The following is a 16,606-nucleotide window of genomic DNA, read 5'->3' on the forward strand; positions in this document are numbered from 1 at the left end:
CCAGTTTTTCCACCTGCGCACCGAAGCGCCGCCGCGCCAGCGGTCGAAAGAGAAGACCATGAAAGACACCATTCGCCAGCTCATCCAGCAAGCCATCACCCAACTCGTCACCGAAGGTGTGTTGCCAGAAGGCCTGTCGCCGGCGATCCAGGTCGAAAACACTCGCGACAAGACCCACGGCGACTTCGCCAGCAATATCGCCATGATGCTGGCCAAGCCCGCCGGCATGAAGCCGCGCGACCTGGCGGAAAAGATCATCGCCGCATTGCCGGCCCATGAAGACCTGAGCAAGGCGGAAATCGCCGGCCCGGGCTTCATCAACTTCTTCCAGAACACCCAGGCCCTGGCTGCGCGCCTGGACGCCGCCCTTGGCGACGAGCACCTGGGCGTGCGCAAGGCCGGCCCGGCACAACGCACCGTGGTCGACATGTCGGCGCCCAACCTGGCCAAAGAGATGCACGTCGGCCATCTGCGCTCCACCATCATCGGCGACGGCGTGGCACGGGTCCTGGAGTTCCTCGGCGACACCGTGATCCGCCAGAACCACGTCGGTGACTGGGGCACCCAGTTCGGCATGCTGATGGCGTATCTGGAAGAAAACCCGATCACCAGCGACGAACTGTCGGACCTGGAGAACTTCTACCGCGCCGCCAAGCAGCGTTTCGACGAATCCGAAGCCTTTGCCGATCGTGCCCGCAGCCTGGTGGTCAAGCTGCAGGCCGGCGATCCGGACTGCCTGGAGCTGTGGACCAAGTTCAAGGACATCTCCCTGTCCCACTGCCAGAAAATTTACGAGCTGCTGAACGTCAAGCTGACCATGGCCGACGTCATGGGCGAGAGCGCCTATAACGACGACCTGATCAATGTGGTCAACGACCTCAAGGCCAAGGGCATGCTGGTGGAGAGCAACGGCGCCCAGTGCGTGTTCCTCGACGAGTTCAAGAACGCCGAAGGCGAGCCGCTGCCGGTGATCATCGTCAAGGCCGATGGCGGTTACCTCTACGCCACCACCGACTTGGCCGCCGTGCGCTACCGCAGTGGCAAGCTCAAGGCCGATCGTGCCCTGTACTTCGTCGACCAGCGCCAGGCCCTGCACTTCCAGCAGGTGTTCGCCGTGGCGCACAAGGCCGGTTTCGTGACCCATCCGATGGAGATGGAGCACATGGGCTTCGGCACCATGAACGGCGCCGACGGCCGCCCGTTCAAGACCCGCGACGGCGGCACCGTAAAACTCATCGACCTGCTGACCGAAGCCGAAGAACGCGCCTACGTCCTGGTGAAAGAGAAGAACCCGCAACTGCCGGAAGCCGACCTGCGCAGCATCGCCAAGGTGGTGGGCATCGACTCGGTGAAATACGCCGATCTGTCCAAGCACCGCACCAGCGACTACAGCTTCAACTTCGACCTGATGCTCAACTTCGAAGGCAACACCGCCCCCTACCTGCTGTATGCCTACACCCGCGCCGCCGGCGTATTCCGCAAGCTGGGCAAGGACTTCAGCGAAGTGGGCGGCCAGATCGAACTGCACGCAGCCCAGGAACTGGAGCTGGCGGCCAAGCTGGCGCAGTTCGGCGAGATCCTCAACAACGTCGCCGACAAGGGCACCCCGCACATCCTCTGCACCTACCTGTACGACGTGGCCGGGCTGTTTTCCAGCTTCTATGAGAACTGTCCAATCCTGGCGGCCGAGACACCGACGCAGATGCACAGCCGTCTGCGCCTCACCGAGCTGACCCGTCGCACCCTCAAGCAAGGTCTGGAACTGCTGGGCCTCAAAGTCCTGGAGCAAATGTAAGTTGGCTGCCAAGAAAAAACCTGCACCCAAGCGTGGCGCCAGCCGTTACCAGGCTCCGGCCAAGAAGCCGATCCCGGGCTGGTTGTGGCTGGCCATCGGCCTGACCATCGGCGCCTTCATCGTGTTCCTGATGAAGCTCGAACCGGGCAAGGGTGGCGACAGCGTCAAGCGCGAAAAGATCGAACAGCAGAAAGCCAGCAAGATCGCCGAGGCCAACAAGACCCCGCCGAGCCCGCAGCAACCGGTGAAGCCGAAGTACGACTTCTACACCCTGCTGCCGGAATCGGAAGTCATAGTGCCGCCCGAAGCGGTGCCGGAGAAAACCCTGCCGACGCCGCAGGTGCCGCCAGTGCCGACCACCCCGGTCACCCCGGCGGAAGCGGCGAAGATCGACACGGCTCGGGCCCAGGCGGCCCTGGCCGGGATCACTCCGCCACCGGCTCCACCTGTGGCCAAGGCAGCACCGGTGACCAAGTTCTTCCTCCAGGCCGGTTCGTTCCGCAAGGAAGCCGACGCCGACAAGGTGCGCGCGCAGATCATTCTGCTGGGCCAGTCGGTTTCGGTTGAGTCCGGCACGGTGAAGGACGAAACCTGGTACCGGGTATTGGTAGGGCCTTTCAGCAATCGGGAACAGCTCACCGTGGCCCAGAAACAACTGGCCGGCGCCGGTTTCAGCAACCTGCTGTTACAACAGCGCCAGAGCCGCTAAGCCGACCGCTGCGCGATCGATCGCGGCCCAGCCCACTCCTACACAACGCCCCGTAGGAGCGGGCTTGACCGCGAAGCGCTTGCAGCTTGCAACAATGACCGCCGGTCCTGCGCTACAGCCTCCAGTTGAAAAACGCTCAGCCACCCCCATATGAGTTTCCATCAGGGCACTTTCGCCCCGCTGTGTGGAGACTTCCCCTTGACCACCATCGTTTCAGTCCGCCGCCACGGCAAAGTCGTCATGGGCGGCGACGGCCAGGTTTCTCTCGGCAACACCGTGATGAAAGGCAACGCGAAAAAAGTCCGTCGCCTGTACCACGGCCAGGTGATCGCCGGTTTTGCCGGGGCCACCGCTGACGCCTTCACCCTGTTCGAACGCTTCGAAGGCCAGCTGGAGAAACATCAGGGTCACTTGGTGCGAGCCGCTGTCGAACTGGCCAAAGAATGGCGTACCGACCGCTCCCTCAGCCGCCTGGAAGCCATGCTGGCCGTCGCCAACAAGGACGCTTCCTTGATCATCACCGGCAACGGCGACGTGGTTGAGCCCGAAGACGGCCTGATCGCCATGGGTTCCGGTGGCGCCTACGCCCAGGCCGCTGCCAGCGCCTTGCTGAAGAAGACCGACCTGTCGGCCCGTGAAATCGTCGAGACCGCCCTGGGTATCGCCGGCGACATCTGTGTATTCACCAACCACACTCAAACCATCGAGGAGCAGGATCTCGCGGAATAAGCCTGTTGCGGCGTTCGCGCCACGGCATTCATTCTTGCTTGAGGACCGCCAATTACTATGTCCATGACACCCCGCGAAATCGTCCACGAACTCAACCGCCATATCATCGGCCAGGACGATGCCAAGCGCGCCGTCGCTATCGCTCTGCGTAACCGCTGGCGCCGGATGCAACTGCCGGCCGAGCTGCGCGTTGAAGTGACCCCCAAGAACATCCTGATGATCGGCCCGACCGGTGTCGGCAAGACCGAAATCGCCCGGCGCCTGGCCAAGCTGGCCAATGCCCCCTTTATCAAGGTCGAAGCCACCAAATTCACCGAGGTCGGCTATGTCGGCCGCGACGTTGAATCGATCATTCGTGACCTGGCCGATGCGGCAATCAAGATGTTCCGCGAACAGGAAATGGTCCGGGTTCGCCACCGCGCCGAGGACGCCGCCGAAGAACGCATCCTCGATGCCCTGCTGCCACCGGCACGCACGGGCTTCAGCGGCGATGAGGCTCCGGCCCAGGACTCCAACACCCGCCAGCTGTTCCGCAAGCGCCTGCGCGAGGGCCAGCTGGACGACAAGGAAATCGAGATCGAAGTGGCGGAAGTCAGCGGTGTCGACATTTCTGCGCCACCGGGCATGGAAGAAATGACCAACCAGCTGCAGAGCCTGTTCGCCAACATGGGCAAGGGCAAGCGCAAGAGCCGCAAGCTCAAGGTCAAGGAAGCGCTGAAACTGGTGCGCGACGAAGAGGCCAGCCGCCTGGTCAACGATGAGGAACTCAAAGCCAAGGCCCTGGAGGCCGTCGAGCAGCATGGCATCGTGTTCATCGACGAGATCGACAAGGTGGCCAAGCGTGGCAACTCCGGCGGCGTCGACGTGTCCCGCGAAGGCGTACAGCGCGACCTGCTGCCACTAATCGAAGGCTGCACCGTCAACACCAAGCTGGGTATGGTCAAGACCGACCACATCCTGTTCATTGCCTCCGGTGCCTTCCACCTGAGCAAGCCAAGCGATCTGGTGCCCGAGCTGCAAGGCCGCCTGCCGATCCGTGTGGAGCTCAAGGCACTGTCGCCGGAAGACTTCGAGCGCATCCTCAGCGAGCCCCACGCTTCGCTGACCGAGCAGTACCGTGAGCTGCTGAAGACCGAAGGCCTGAATATCGAGTTCCTGCCCGACGGCATCAAGCGCCTGGCGGAGATTGCCTGGCAGGTCAACGAGAAGACCGAGAACATCGGTGCTCGTCGCCTGCACACCCTGCTGGAGCGCCTGCTGGAAGAGGTGTCGTTCAGCGCCGGTGATCTGGCCAGTGCTCACAGCGAAGAGCCGATCCGCATCGATGCCGCCTACGTCAACAGCCACCTGGGCGAATTGGCACAGAACGAAGACCTGTCCCGTTATATCCTGTAAGCCTTCACTACCCACGTAGGAGCCGGCTTGCCAGCGACAGGGCCACCCGCCCCGATCGCCGGCAAGCCGGCTCCTACCGGAAGGACTACAGGTCATGAGCAAACTCCCCACCGGCATCAACCTGCATAAAGCATCGAAAACCCTGACCCTGACCTATGGGCCAGACGAGGTCTATCAGTTGCCCGCGGAATTCCTGCGGGTGCACTCCCCCTCTGCCGAGGTCCAGGGCCACGGCAAACCCATCCTTCAGTTCGGCAAGCTTGGCGTTGGCCTGAGCAAGGTTGAACCGGCTGGCCAGTACGCACTGAAATTGACCTTCGATGACGGCCATGACAGCGGATTGTTCACCTGGGACTACCTGTATCAGTTGGCGCTGCGCCAGGACGATCTGTGGAGCGATTATCTGGCGGAACTCAAAGCTGCCGGAAAGTCCCGCGACCCGAATGAGTCCGTCATCAAGCTGATGCTCTAGCTCAAGCCTCCGGCTGTTTAGAGGGCATTTTCTAATTCCATCTGTTTGAATGCTGCGCTGTATGGCCAATGAATGGCCTGCTTGCGAAAAAAATTAAACTCGGGTAACCAATGGAGCTGGCAAGTTCCCTGCAGAGTTTTGCGAGCCTGTAAGGCAGCGGTGCGCAATTAACGGTCACCCGAGCAGTAGTACCTGGCATCGTGCTGTGTGACTGCACAGCAGGTCCGGTACTCGTCTCAGGACAATGGAGCGTCGTAGATGAGTAACAAGAATAACGATGACCTGAAACGCCAAGCCTCGGAAAACACCCTGGGGCTCAATCCGGTCATCGGCTTGCGTAGAAAGGATCTGCTTACCTCTGCTCGAATGGTGCTTGCCCAGGCCATCAAACAACCCATCCACAGCGTCAAGCACGTTGCTCATTTCGGCCTCGAACTGAAGAACGTGATGTTCGGCAAGTCGACGCTGCAACCGGAGAGCGACGACCGTCGTTTCAACGATCCGGCCTGGAGCCAGAACCCGCTGTACAAACGTTACCTGCAAACCTATCTGGCGTGGCGCAAGGAACTCCACGACTGGATCGGCGACAGTAGCCTGTCGGAACAGGACATCAGCCGGGGCCACTTCGTGATCAACCTGATGACCGAGGCCATGGCCCCGACCAACAGCGCGGCCAACCCTGCTGCAGTCAAGCGCTTCTTCGAAACCGGCGGCAAGAGCCTCCTGGACGGCCTGTCACACCTGGCCAAGGACCTGGTGCACAACGGCGGCATGCCCAGCCAGGTGAACATGGACGCCTTCGAAGTCGGCAAGAACCTCGGCACCAGCGAAGGGGCTGTGGTGTTTCGCAACGATGTACTGGAACTGATCCAGTACCGGCCGATCACCGAGCAGGTTCACGAGCGACCGCTGCTGGTGGTACCGCCACAGATCAACAAGTTCTATGTCTTCGACCTCAGCCCGGACAAGAGCCTGGCGCGGTTCTGCCTGCGCAACAATGTGCAAACCTTCATCGTCAGCTGGCGCAACCCCACCAAGGCACAAAGGGAATGGGGCCTGTCCACCTATATCGAGGCCCTGAAAGAAGCCGTCGACGTGGTGACCGCGATCACCGGTAGCAAGGACGTGAACATGCTCGGTGCCTGCTCCGGGGGCATCACCTGCACTGCCTTGCTGGGCCACTATGCAGCGCTGGGGGAGAAGAAGGTCAATGCCCTGACCCTGTTGGTCAGCGTGCTCGATACCACCCTGGATACCCAGGTAGCCCTGTTCGTCGACGAGCAGACCCTGGAGGCGGCCAAGCGCCACTCCTATCAGGCCGGTGTCCTAGAAGGCCGGGACATGGCCAAAGTGTTCGCCTGGATGCGCCCCAACGATCTGATCTGGAACTACTGGGTCAACAACTACCTGCTGGGCAATGAGCCGCCGGTGTTCGACATCCTGTTCTGGAACAACGACACCACGCGCCTGCCTGCCGCGTTCCACGGCGATCTGATCGAGATGTTCAAGAACAATCCGCTGATCCGCCCCAATGCACTGGAAGTGTGCGGGACGCCGATCGACCTGAAGCAGGTCACGGCCGATATTTTCTCACTGGCCGGGACCAACGATCACATTACCCCGTGGAAGTCCTGCTACAAGTCGGCACAATTGTTCGGTGGCAATGTGGAGTTCGTGCTGTCCAGCAGCGGTCATATCCAGAGCATCCTCAATCCGCCAGGCAACCCGAAAGCGCGCTACATGACCAGCAGCGATATCCCTGCCTGTCCCGATCAGTGGCAGGAAAACTCGGTCAAGCACACCGACTCCTGGTGGCTGCACTGGCAAGCCTGGCAAGCGGAGCGCTCGGGCGAGCTGAAACCAGCACCCAGCGTTCTGGGCAACAAGAAATACGCAGCCGCCGAAGCCGCGCCGGGGACCTACGTCCACGAGCGTTGAGCCCAGGCATTAAACGACGCGGCGCCAGGAGGTGCCGCCAAGCCCTATTCTTGGTACGAGGCCTGGCCTCAGGAAATCCGGAGGACGCCCGGGAAGGCGCCTCCAATGGTTCACTTCACAGGGCTACGGCATGCCACACTCTTTCATCTTCCGCACCGTTGATCTGGACGGCCAGACCATCCGCACTGCGGTACGCCCCGGCAAGCCTCACTTGACGCCACTGCTGATCTTCAACGGTATCGGCGCCAACCTGGAGCTGGTGTTCCCCTTCGTCCAGGCCCTGGACCCGGACCTGGAGGTCATTGCCTTCGACGTCCCGGGGGTTGGCGGCTCCTCGACCCCGAGCCGGCCTTATCGGTTCCCGGGCCTGGCCAAGCTGACTGCACGCATGCTCGATTACCTGGACTATGGCCAGGTCAACGCGGTGGGCGTGTCATGGGGCGGCGCCCTGGCCCAGCAATTCGCCTACGACTACCCGGAGCGCTGCAAGAAGCTGGTGCTGGCAGCCACCGCGGCCGGCGCTTTCATGGTCCCCGGCAAACCCAAAGTGCTGTGGATGATGGCCAGCCCACGGCGCTACGTGCAGCCCTCCCACGTAATGCGCATCGCCCCGCTGATCTACGGTGGCTCCTTCCGCCGCGACCCGAACCTGGCCGCCGAACACGCGGCCAAGGTGCGCTCGGCCGGCAAACTGGGCTACTACTGGCAGCTGTTCGCCGGCCTGGGCTGGACCAGCATTCACTGGCTGCACAAGATCCACCAGCCGACCCTGGTGCTGGCCGGTGATGACGACCCGCTGATCCCCTTGATCAACATGCGCATGCTGGCCTGGCGAATTCCCAACGCCCAGCTGCATATCATCGATGACGGCCACCTGTTCCTGATCACCCGGGCCGAGGCCGTCGCCCCCATTATCATGAAGTTCCTCCAGGAGGAGCGACAAAGGGCCGTGATGCACCCCCATCCCGAACCTTTGCGTCCCATGAAGTAAAAGATACCTGTCGACAGGATCGTCGCGCGCAAGAAGGGCCAGGACCGACTATGTTGTCTGTCTTGGATTGGTCTGCTTGTTAGTGGTTTGACGAAGGAGTGTTGACTCATGCAAGACAAACCTGCGCAGGGCTCGCTGCCCTCCCCCGCAGCCTATATCAACGCACAGAGTGCGATCACCGGTCTGCGCGGTCGGGATCTGCTCTCCACGTTGCGCAGCCTCGCGGTCCACAGTCTCCGTAACCCGTTGCAAAGCGCCCGTCATACTTTAGCCCTGGGCGGCCAGCTAGGACGCGTGTTGCTGGGGGAAACCCTGCACAAACCCAACCCCAAGGACAACCGTTTCGCCGACCCGGCCTGGACCCTCAACCCTTTTTACAAACGGGGTCTGCAGGCTTACCTGAGCTGGCAAAAGCAGGTCCGGAGCTGGATCGACGACAGCGGAATGAGCGAGGACGACCGGGCCCGGGCGCACTTTGCCTTTTCCCTGCTCAATGACGCCGTGGCGCCTTCCAACACCTTGCTCAACCCCCTGGCCCTCAAGGAGATTTTCAACACCGGTGGCAACAGCGTGGTGCGCGGCATCAGCAACCTGGTGGATGACCTGCTGCACAACAACGGGCTGCCCAGTCAGGTGACCAAGCACGCCTTCGAAATCGGCCGCAACCTGGCCGTGACCCCAGGCTCGGTGGTGTTTCGCAATGAACTGCTGGAATTGATCCAGTACAGTCCCATGAGCGAAAAGCAGTACGCCAAGCCCGTGCTGATCGTGCCGCCACAGATCAACAAGTACTACATTTTCGACCTCAGCCCGGGCAACAGCTTCGTCCAGTACGCGCTGAAGAACGGCCTGCAGGTGTTCATGGTCAGTTGGCGCAACCCGGACGTGCGCCATCGCGAGTGGGGCCTGTCGAGCTATGTGGAAGCGGCCGAAGAGGCACTGAATGTCGCCCGTGCCATTACCGGCAGTCGGGAAGTCAACCTGGTGGGTGCCTGCGCTGGCGGCCTGACCATTGCCGCCCTGCAAGGCCACCTGCAGGCCAAGCGGCAACTGCGTCGGGTCGCCAGCGCCACCTATCTGGTGAGCCTGCTGGACAGCCAGCTGGATAGCCCGGCCACCTTGTTCGCCGATGAGAAAACTCTGGAGGCGGCCAAGCGTCGTTCCTACCAGCAAGGGGTGCTGGACGGCCGCGACATGGCCAAGGTGTTTGCCTGGATGCGCCCCAACGACCTGATCTGGAACTACTGGGTCAACAACTACCTGCTGGGCAAGGAGCCGCCGGTCTTCGACATCCTGTACTGGAACAACGACAGCACCCGCTTGCCCGCGGCCTTGCACGGCGACCTGCTGGACTTCTTCAAGCACAACCCGCTGAGCCACGAGGGTGGACTGGAAGTCTGCGGCACACCGATCGATTTGCAGAAGGTCACGGTGGACAGCTTCAGCGTGGCCGGGATCAACGACCACATCACGCCCTGGGACGCGGTGTACCGCTCGACCCTGCTGCTGGGAGGCGATAAACGCTTTGTACTGTCCAATAGCGGGCATGTGCAGAGCATCCTCAACCCACCGAGCAACCCCAAGGCCAACTACGTGGAGAACCACAAGCTCAGCAGCGACCCTCGAGCCTGGTACTACGACGCCAAACATGTCGACGGCAGTTGGTGGAGCCAATGGCTGGCCTGGGTTCAGGAACACTCCGGAGCGCAGCGCGAAACCCTGGCCACCCTGGGCAACCAGAACTACCCACCGATGGAGGCCGCTCCAGGCACTTACGTGCGCGTGCGCTAAAGACACTTTGCAGCCCGACTCCGCGCTGGAGTCGTACCCCTCAATGGACCGACAAGAAGTCAGGATGAAGACCCGCGACCGGATACTCGAATGTGCCCTGCAACTGTTCAACCAGAAGGGCGAGCCCAATGTCTCCACCATGGAGGTGGCCAATGAAATGGGGATCAGCCCCGGCAACCTCTACTACCACTTCCATGGCAAGGAACCTCTGGTGCTCGGCCTGTTCGAGCGTTTCCAGAACGAGCTGACACCACTGCTGGACCCTCCGTCCGATGCCCAGCTGGCGCCGGAGGACTATTGGTTGTTTCTACACCTGATTGTCGAGCGCCTGGCCCACTACCGCTTTCTGTTCCAGGACCTCTCCAACCTTGCGGGACGCTTGCCGAAACTGGCCAAAGGCATTCGCAACCTGCTCAACGCCCTCAAGCGCACCCTGGCTTCCCTGCTGGCCCGGCTCAAGACTCTAGGCCAACTGGTCAGCGGCACCCAAGCCCTGGGCCAGCTGGTGGAACAGATCACCATGACCTTGCTGTTCTCACTGGATTACCAACGGATTCTCGATCGCGAAGGCGAAGTGCGTCTGGTGGTCTACCAGATCATGATGCTGGTGGCGCCGCACTTGCTGCCACCGGCAAAGCTGGCCACGGAACAGATGGCCCTGCGTTACCTGGATGAACAGGGATAGCCAGCAGCGCGCCATAAAAAAACGCCCGACCTTCGCAGGCCGGGCGTTTTTTGTGTGCCTGATGTAATCAGGACTGGCTGCTTGGCGTCGCTGGAGCCGGCGCTGCAGTTGGAGTTACAGCCGGGCCAGGTGCTGCGGCGGAGTTCGCCGAGCTGGCCGAGGCCACTGGTGCCGCAGTTGCAGGCTTGGCTGCTACAGCGGGCTTGGCTGCCGGTTTGGCTGCTACAGGCTTCTTGGCTACAGGTTTTTTCGCCACGGCCGGCTTCGCAGCAGGTTTGGCGGCCGCTTTCACCGCTGGTTTGGCAGCGGGTTTGGCCGCTAGCTTGGCTGCAACAGGCTTGGCGGCGGGTTTGGCTGCCGGTTTGGCGGCCGCGGTTTTCGCTGCTGGCTTGGCGGCGGCCTTGACTGCCGGTTTGGCGGCAGGCTTGGCGGCAGGCTTGGCCAGTGGCTTGGCAGCAGGTTTTGCCGCCGGCTTGGCGGCAGCGGTCTTGGCTGCAACCGGCGCGACCTTGGCACCTGTGAGTTTCTCGATCTGCTTGGTCAGGGTATCGACCTTGTCATGCAGCGCCTTCACCTCATTGCGGCTCGGTACGCCCAGACGCGAGATGGCACTGTTCAAGCGCTTGTCGAAAGCGCCTTCCAGTTCGTCCCACTTGCCCAAAGCGCGGTCCTTGACGTCGCTGATACGCGACTTGGCGGAACTTGCGGAGTCTTTGGCAGCATCAACCTTCTTGCCAACTACGCTCTTGGTCAGCTTCTCGGCTTTCTCACCATCCTTGACCAGTGTCTCGAAAAGCTTGCTGCCGTCAGAGTCGATTTTCGAGTACACGCCTAAACCAGCAAGCCAAATTTTACGGGAGTACTCTTCGACTTTCCCGATCCACGAGCTGCCTTCTTTTTCAGTATTCTTTTTACCAGCCATCCCGTTCTCCTTAATGTTTACGCGCGACACGTTCGAGCAACGCCGTCAGCTCATCGAGCTTAGCAGAGAGTGTCTCAACGTCATGTTTAGACGGAATGCCGATACGATTCAAGGCACTGGCGACGCGCGTGTCAAAAGCCTTCTCGACTTTATCCAGTTGCACTTCGACTTTGCCTTTAAGAGTGCTGACATCCCCTTTAACGCTATCAATCTGACTGTTGGCAGCTTCAAGTTGTTCAGTGACAACTTTTTTGCCTTTCTTTTCAACGGATTGACCAGCCTTGATCAGCTCCTGAAAGTAGTCGCTGCCTTCCTGACCAACTTTGGCGTAGGCACCCAGGCCTGCCAGCCAGATCTTGCGGGCATAGGATTTGACTTCGCTCAGAGCAGTCGATTGAACATCAACTTTTTTCTTCAGAATTACTTTGGCCATGGTGCACCTCACGCTCAGAAGGTTTGAGGAACTGCCCTCGGAAAGAGGACCTGAGGCACAACCTAAAGAGAAAAATTAGAATCGGCACCCTAACGAATGTCATGAAATCATGTAGGAGCCTGCTCGCCGGAAAGGCTCTTTGCCTGGCACCGTTGCAGTGCCTGCGATTCGCCGGCAAGCCGGCTCCTACCGGTGGGCTCAGGCCAGGGCCTTGTCCAGGGCCTTTTCGATTTCCGACTTGATGGTGCCGCTCATGGCCGACATCAACAGCCCCAGCTCCACATCGATACGGATCGACTCTTCGCCCACATGCACCGCGCCTTTGACGCCTGAGCGCTTGAGGTTCAGGGTATCCCCTGCCCATTGCGGCTCCAGGCCATACTGATCGGCGAGTTTCTGCGCCAGTTTGTCGGCCTTTTCACGGGCCACCTGCTTACCCAGGCCATGGGCACGTTCAACACTAATACGGGCCATTGAAGGACTCCTGCTGTTTCGGGACTTGCCTGAAGCATCTTGACCCTGAGTGCGTCAAAACGTCCCGGCGGATCGCTATCTTACATTCAGCCTTGCCAAGACAAAGACCGCCACCGGCATTAGAATGTCCCGCATTCTCTTTTGGTGACAGCGATATGACTGATCAGCGCAAAGGCAGCGATGCCGAACCCACCACGCACTTCGGCTTCAAGAACGTTCCTGAAAGCCAGAAGGCGGAAAAAGTCGCCGAAGTATTCCACTCGGTAGCGGCCAAGTACGACCTGATGAACGACGTACTCTCAGGCGGCATGCACCGTTTGTGGAAACGCTTCACCATCGAGCTGTCAGGCGTGCGCGCCGGCAATCGCGTATTGGACATCGCCGGCGGCACTGGCGACCTGACCAAGCGCTTCTCCCACCTGGTAGGCCCTACTGGCCAAGTGGTACTGGCCGACATCAACGAGTCCATGCTCAAGGTCGGTCGCGATCGCCTGCTGGACCTGGGTGTGGCCGGCAACGTCGAATTCGTCCAGGCCGATGCGGAAAAGCTGCCTTTCCCGGACAACCATTTCGATTGCGTCACCATTGCCTTCGGTCTGCGCAACGTTACCCATAAAGAGGACGCCCTGCGCTCCATGCTGCGGGTGCTCAAGCCCGGCGGCCGGCTGCTGGTGCTGGAATTCTCCAAACCGACCAATGCGCTGATGTCCAAGGTCTACGACGCCTATTCGTTTGCCTTCATGCCCCTGGCCGGCAAGCTGATCACCAACGACTCGGAAAGCTACCGCTACCTGGCCGAATCGATCCGCATGCACCCCAACCAGGAAACCCTGAAGTCGATGATGGTCGAGGCCGGCTTCGACCGCGTGACCTATCACAACATGACCGCAGGCATCGTCGCCCTGCACCGCGGCATCAAGCCCTGATGCTGCTCAGCGGCCTGCTCGCCAGCGTCGAGACCGGCATCAATCGGGTGCTGCGTCTGGACAGCACGGCCCTGCCGCGCCTGCAGCACCTCAATGGCAAGGTGATCGCCGTGGATTGCCGCAACCCGGCATTGCAGCTATTCATCCTGCCCAGCGACGAAGGCCTGATACTGGCCGCCCAATGGGCCGCGGACCCTGACTGCACGCTACGTGCACCGGCCTCAAGCCTGGTGCGCCTGGCCCTGAGCAAGGACAAGACTGCGGTTCTGCACGCTCCGGAAGTGGAGCTGGAAGGCGACAGCGGCGTGCTGCTGGATCTGGCGGCCATCCTCCAGGACCTGGAGCTGGACTGGGAATACGAACTGTCCCGGTGGCTGGGCCCGGTGGCCACCCAACTGTTCAGCGGCCATGTGCGCAGCCGCGCCCGCTGGTATCAGCAAGGATTTGCCAGCCTGAATCAGAACCTCGCCGAGTTCCTCGCCGAAGAATCACGCACCCTGGTGGGCCAGCGCGAAGCCGAAGCGCGCTTTCGTGAGCTGGATCAGGCCAAACTCGACCTGGAACGTCTCGAGGCGCGCTTCGAGCGCCTTTCCCGATCCCTTGAACCAAGCGATAACGCATGAAGCTGCTTGCCGTCCGCCGTCTGTTGCGCATCCAGCGCGTCGTGATCCGTTACCGCCTCGATGACCTGCTGTTCGCCTTGCCCCTGCCCTGGTTTCTCCTGGCCCTGCGCTTCGCCTTGCCCTGGCGCTGGTTCCCGCGCAAGCCGCTGGAGCTGAGCCGCGGTGCCCGGCTGCGCCTTGCACTGCAGGACCTGGGACCGATCTTCATCAAGTTCGGGCAGATCCTCTCCACCCGCCGCGACCTGTTGCCGGAAGACATCGCCGACGAACTGATGCTGCTGCAGGACCGGGTACCACCGTTCGATTCGCAGAAGTCCGTGGCCCTGATCGAAGAACAGCTGGGCAAGAAGATCAGCGACGTGTTCAGCCGCTTTGACATTGAGCCGCTGGCCTCGGCCTCGGTAGCCCAGGTCCACGCCGCCAAGCTCAAGACCGGTGAAGAAGTGGTGGTCAAGGTGATCCGCCCCGGGCTCAAGCCAATCATCGCCCAGGACCTGGCATGGCTGTTCATCCTCGCCCGGGCCGCGGAAAAGCTTTCGGCCGACGCCCGCCTGCTGCATCCGGTGGATGTGGTCAGCGACTACGAGAAAACCATCTACGACGAACTCGACCTGCTGCGCGAGGCGGCCAACGCCAGCCAGCTCAAGCGCAACTTCGAAGGTTCGCCGCTGCTGTACGTACCCCAGGTCTACTGGGATTGGTGCCGGCCGAAAGTACTGGTGATGGAGCGCATCTACGGCATCCAGGTCACTGACCTGGCGACCCTGGCCGACCAGCGCACCGACATGAAAATGCTCGCCGAACGGGGTGTGGAGATCTTCTTCACCCAGGTGTTCCGCGACAGTTTCTTCCACGCCGACATGCACCCGGGCAACATCTTCGTCAGCACCGTGCAGCCCTGGAGCCCGCAGTACATTGCCATCGATTGCGGCATCGTCGGCAGCCTGACCCCGGAAGACCAGGACTACCTGGCACGCAACCTGTTCGCCTTCTTCAAGCGCGACTACCGCCGCGTGGCCCAGTTGCACATCGATTCCGGCTGGGTCCCCGCGGAAACCAAACTCAACGAATTCGAAGCGGCGATCCGCACGGTCTGCGAACCGATCTTTGAAAAGCCGTTGAAGGATATTTCCTTCGGCCAGGTGCTGATGCGTCTATTCCAGACCGCTCGGCGCTTCAATATGGAAGTCCAGCCGCAACTGGTGCTGTTGCAGAAGACCCTGCTCAATATTGAAGGCCTGGGTCGCCAGCTGTACCCGGACCTGGACCTGTGGAACACCGCGCAACCCTTCCTCGAACGCTGGATGCGCGAACGGGTCAGCCCGAAAGCCGTGCTCGGTAATATCCACAGCCAGATCGAACAGCTCCCCCACCTGGCCAACATGACTCGCGACCTGCTGGAACGCATGTCGCAGCCACACGCGGCCGACCCTCCGGCGCCCTGGCACAAGCGCAAGGACGACTGGTTCCTGCGCCTGCTGGGCACCGCCCATTTGGGTGGCGGCGCCGTTCTGGCCGCCGGCGGTCCGCTGCATGAGCTGGGCCACTGGCCTGCCGGCATCATGATTGCGGTGGGTCTGTATCTGATCGTTCGCCGATAGCCAGTGGCGCGACCTGCTGGCAAACTGTCGAAATCGCCGAGGCGTCACCAGCGGGTTGAGCCCGGTTGTCGGAGTCGAAAATGAAAGATTGGCTGGACCAGATCAAATGGGATGCGGACGGCCTGGTGCCGGCCATCGCCCAGGATCACAAGACCGGGCGCGTGCTGATGATGGCCTGGATGAACCGCGAGGCTCTGAGCCTGACCGCCGCCGAGAATCGCGCCATCTATTGGTCACGTTCCCGTGGCAAGCTATGGCGCAAGGGCGAAGAGTCCGGGCACGTGCAGAAGCTTCATGAAATGCGCCTGGACTGCGACGCTGACGTGATCATCCTGATGGTCGAGCAGATCGGCGACATTGCCTGTCACACCGGCCGCCACAGCTGTTTCTACCGCGTCTACGAAGACGGCGAGTGGAAAACCGTCGAACCGGTCCTCAAGGACCCGCACGCGATTTATTCTGCAGGACACTGACATGAGCGATACCCTCACCCGTCTGGCCCAAGTGCTGGAAGAGCGTAAAGACGCCGCAGCCGACAGCTCCTATGTGGCCAGCCTGTATCACAAGGGCCTGAACAAGATTCTGGAAAAAGTCGGCGAAGAGTCGGTGGAAACCATCATCGCCGCCAAGGACGCCGCCATCAGCGGTGACTGCAGCGATGTGATCTATGAAACCGCAGACCTGTGGTTCCATACCCTGGTCATGCTGGCGCAGCTAGGGCAGCACCCCCAGGCCGTGCTCGATGAACTGGATCGCCGCTTCGGTCTGTCCGGACACGCCGAGAAAGCCTCGCGTCCGTCCGCCTGAACAACTTTCTAAGAGGAAACGCAGCATGGGCATTTTTGACTGGAAACACTGGATCGTCATCCTGGTGGTCGTGGTACTGGTATTCGGCACCAAGAAGCTCAAGAACCTGGGCACTGACGTCGGCGAATCGATCAAGGGCTTCCGCAAGGCCATGAACGACGACGAAAAGCCGGCCGAGCCCGTAGTACCGCCAGCGGCACAGCCCGTGCCACCGGTTCAGCCGCAGCAAAGCGCACCGCTGAACCAGCCGCACACCATCGACGTGCAGGCACAAAAAGTCGAAGAGCCGACCCGCAAAGACTCGTGAGCACTGAC

The 16,606-nt window shown here is 61.2% G+C and carries 18 protein-coding genes; 15 read left to right on the plus strand and 3 right to left on the minus strand.

Annotated elements, in window-relative coordinates:
* The first annotated feature begins 58 nt into the window (after positions 1 to 58).
* The 9 genes from argS to FW796_RS15280 all read left to right on the plus strand — a co-directional run bounded on the left by argS (position 59) and on the right by FW796_RS15280 (position 10,505).
* Positions 59 to 1,795 carry an arginine--tRNA ligase gene (gene argS / locus FW796_RS15240; RefSeq protein WP_346634462.1) on the plus strand — a complete coding sequence of 579 codons (1,737 nt, stop codon included), beginning with the start codon at positions 59 to 61 and terminating at the stop codon, positions 1,793 to 1,795.
* Between the two features lies 1 nt (position 1,796).
* Entirely contained in the window at positions 1,797 to 2,504 is a 708-nt protein-coding gene (locus FW796_RS15245) for an SPOR domain-containing protein (protein ID WP_123725060.1), read from the plus strand.
* Positions 2,505 to 2,702: 198 nt separating this feature from the next.
* Entirely contained in the window at positions 2,703 to 3,233 is a 531-nt protein-coding gene (hslV, locus tag FW796_RS15250; RefSeq protein ID WP_003186641.1) for an ATP-dependent protease subunit HslV, read from the plus strand.
* A gap of 57 nt (positions 3,234 to 3,290) precedes the next feature.
* On the plus strand, positions 3,291 to 4,628 hold the full coding sequence (gene hslU, locus FW796_RS15255; protein WP_404938094.1) for an ATP-dependent protease ATPase subunit HslU: 1,338 nt from the start codon (positions 3,291 to 3,293) through the stop codon (positions 4,626 to 4,628).
* A 94-nt stretch (positions 4,629 to 4,722) separates the two neighbouring features.
* On the plus strand, positions 4,723 to 5,100 hold the full coding sequence (locus FW796_RS15260; protein WP_346634460.1) for a DUF971 domain-containing protein: 378 nt from the start codon (positions 4,723 to 4,725) through the stop codon (positions 5,098 to 5,100).
* 258 nt (positions 5,101 to 5,358) lie between these two features.
* Positions 5,359 to 7,038: a class II poly(R)-hydroxyalkanoic acid synthase gene (gene phaC, locus FW796_RS15265; RefSeq protein ID WP_346634459.1), complete on the plus strand. Its 1,680-nt coding sequence runs from the start codon at positions 5,359 to 5,361 to the stop codon at positions 7,036 to 7,038.
* Between the two features lie 130 nt (positions 7,039 to 7,168).
* Complete coding sequence (gene phaZ / locus FW796_RS15270) at positions 7,169 to 8,029, plus strand: poly(3-hydroxyalkanoate) depolymerase (RefSeq protein ID WP_346634458.1); 861 nt, start codon at positions 7,169 to 7,171, stop codon at positions 8,027 to 8,029.
* Between the two features lie 108 nt (positions 8,030 to 8,137).
* Positions 8,138 to 9,820: a class II poly(R)-hydroxyalkanoic acid synthase gene (phaC, locus tag FW796_RS15275; RefSeq protein ID WP_346634457.1), complete on the plus strand. Its 1,683-nt coding sequence runs from the start codon at positions 8,138 to 8,140 to the stop codon at positions 9,818 to 9,820.
* Positions 9,821 to 9,884: 64 nt separating this feature from the next.
* A complete protein-coding gene (locus tag FW796_RS15280; RefSeq protein ID WP_123725054.1) occupies positions 9,885 to 10,505 on the plus strand; it encodes a TetR/AcrR family transcriptional regulator in 621 nt (206 codons plus the stop codon).
* A gap of 67 nt (positions 10,506 to 10,572) precedes the next feature.
* Here the strand turns inward: FW796_RS15280 and FW796_RS15285 are convergent, their stop codons facing one another.
* The 3 genes from FW796_RS15285 to FW796_RS15295 form a co-directional block, all read right to left on the minus strand.
* Positions 10,573 to 11,427 carry a phasin family protein gene (locus FW796_RS15285; protein ID WP_446439525.1) on the minus strand — a complete coding sequence of 285 codons (855 nt, stop codon included), beginning with the start codon at positions 11,425 to 11,427 and terminating at the stop codon, positions 10,573 to 10,575.
* Positions 11,428 to 11,437: 10 nt separating this feature from the next.
* On the minus strand, positions 11,438 to 11,860 hold the full coding sequence (locus FW796_RS15290; RefSeq protein ID WP_102862787.1) for a phasin family protein: 423 nt from the start codon (positions 11,858 to 11,860) through the stop codon (positions 11,438 to 11,440).
* 198 nt (positions 11,861 to 12,058) lie between these two features.
* On the minus strand, positions 12,059 to 12,334 hold the full coding sequence (locus FW796_RS15295) for a polyhydroxyalkanoic acid system family protein (RefSeq protein WP_346634455.1): 276 nt from the start codon (positions 12,332 to 12,334) through the stop codon (positions 12,059 to 12,061).
* Between the two features lie 155 nt (positions 12,335 to 12,489).
* Between FW796_RS15295 and ubiE the strand changes: the two genes are divergently transcribed.
* The 6 genes from ubiE to FW796_RS15325 all read left to right on the plus strand — a co-directional run bounded on the left by ubiE (position 12,490) and on the right by FW796_RS15325 (position 16,598).
* The gene (ubiE, locus tag FW796_RS15300; protein WP_011058802.1) at positions 12,490 to 13,260 is read left to right on the plus strand and encodes a bifunctional demethylmenaquinone methyltransferase/2-methoxy-6-polyprenyl-1,4-benzoquinol methylase UbiE; all 771 of its coding nucleotides are present in this window, start codon (positions 12,490 to 12,492) and stop codon (positions 13,258 to 13,260) included.
* The gene (locus tag FW796_RS15305; protein WP_404938092.1) at positions 13,260 to 13,883 is read left to right on the plus strand and encodes a ubiquinone biosynthesis accessory factor UbiJ; all 624 of its coding nucleotides are present in this window, start codon (positions 13,260 to 13,262) and stop codon (positions 13,881 to 13,883) included. Before ubiE ends, FW796_RS15305 begins: the two co-directional genes overlap by 1 nt.
* Entirely contained in the window at positions 13,880 to 15,484 is a 1,605-nt protein-coding gene (gene ubiB / locus FW796_RS15310) for a ubiquinone biosynthesis regulatory protein kinase UbiB (protein WP_346634453.1), read from the plus strand. The genes FW796_RS15305 and ubiB overlap by 4 nt, the downstream gene beginning before the upstream one ends.
* Positions 15,485 to 15,564: 80 nt before the next feature.
* On the plus strand, positions 15,565 to 15,957 hold the full coding sequence (gene hisI, locus FW796_RS15315) for a phosphoribosyl-AMP cyclohydrolase (protein WP_011058799.1): 393 nt from the start codon (positions 15,565 to 15,567) through the stop codon (positions 15,955 to 15,957).
* A gap of 1 nt (position 15,958) precedes the next feature.
* The gene (locus FW796_RS15320; RefSeq protein ID WP_011058798.1) at positions 15,959 to 16,291 is read left to right on the plus strand and encodes a phosphoribosyl-ATP diphosphatase; all 333 of its coding nucleotides are present in this window, start codon (positions 15,959 to 15,961) and stop codon (positions 16,289 to 16,291) included.
* A 25-nt stretch (positions 16,292 to 16,316) separates the two neighbouring features.
* Positions 16,317 to 16,598, plus strand: a complete 282-nt coding sequence (locus FW796_RS15325) for a twin-arginine translocase TatA/TatE family subunit (protein ID WP_011058797.1) — start codon at positions 16,317 to 16,319, stop codon at positions 16,596 to 16,598.
* Positions 16,599 to 16,606 lie beyond the last annotated feature (8 nt).

This window comes from Pseudomonas sp. 910_21, from assembly GCF_052850735.1.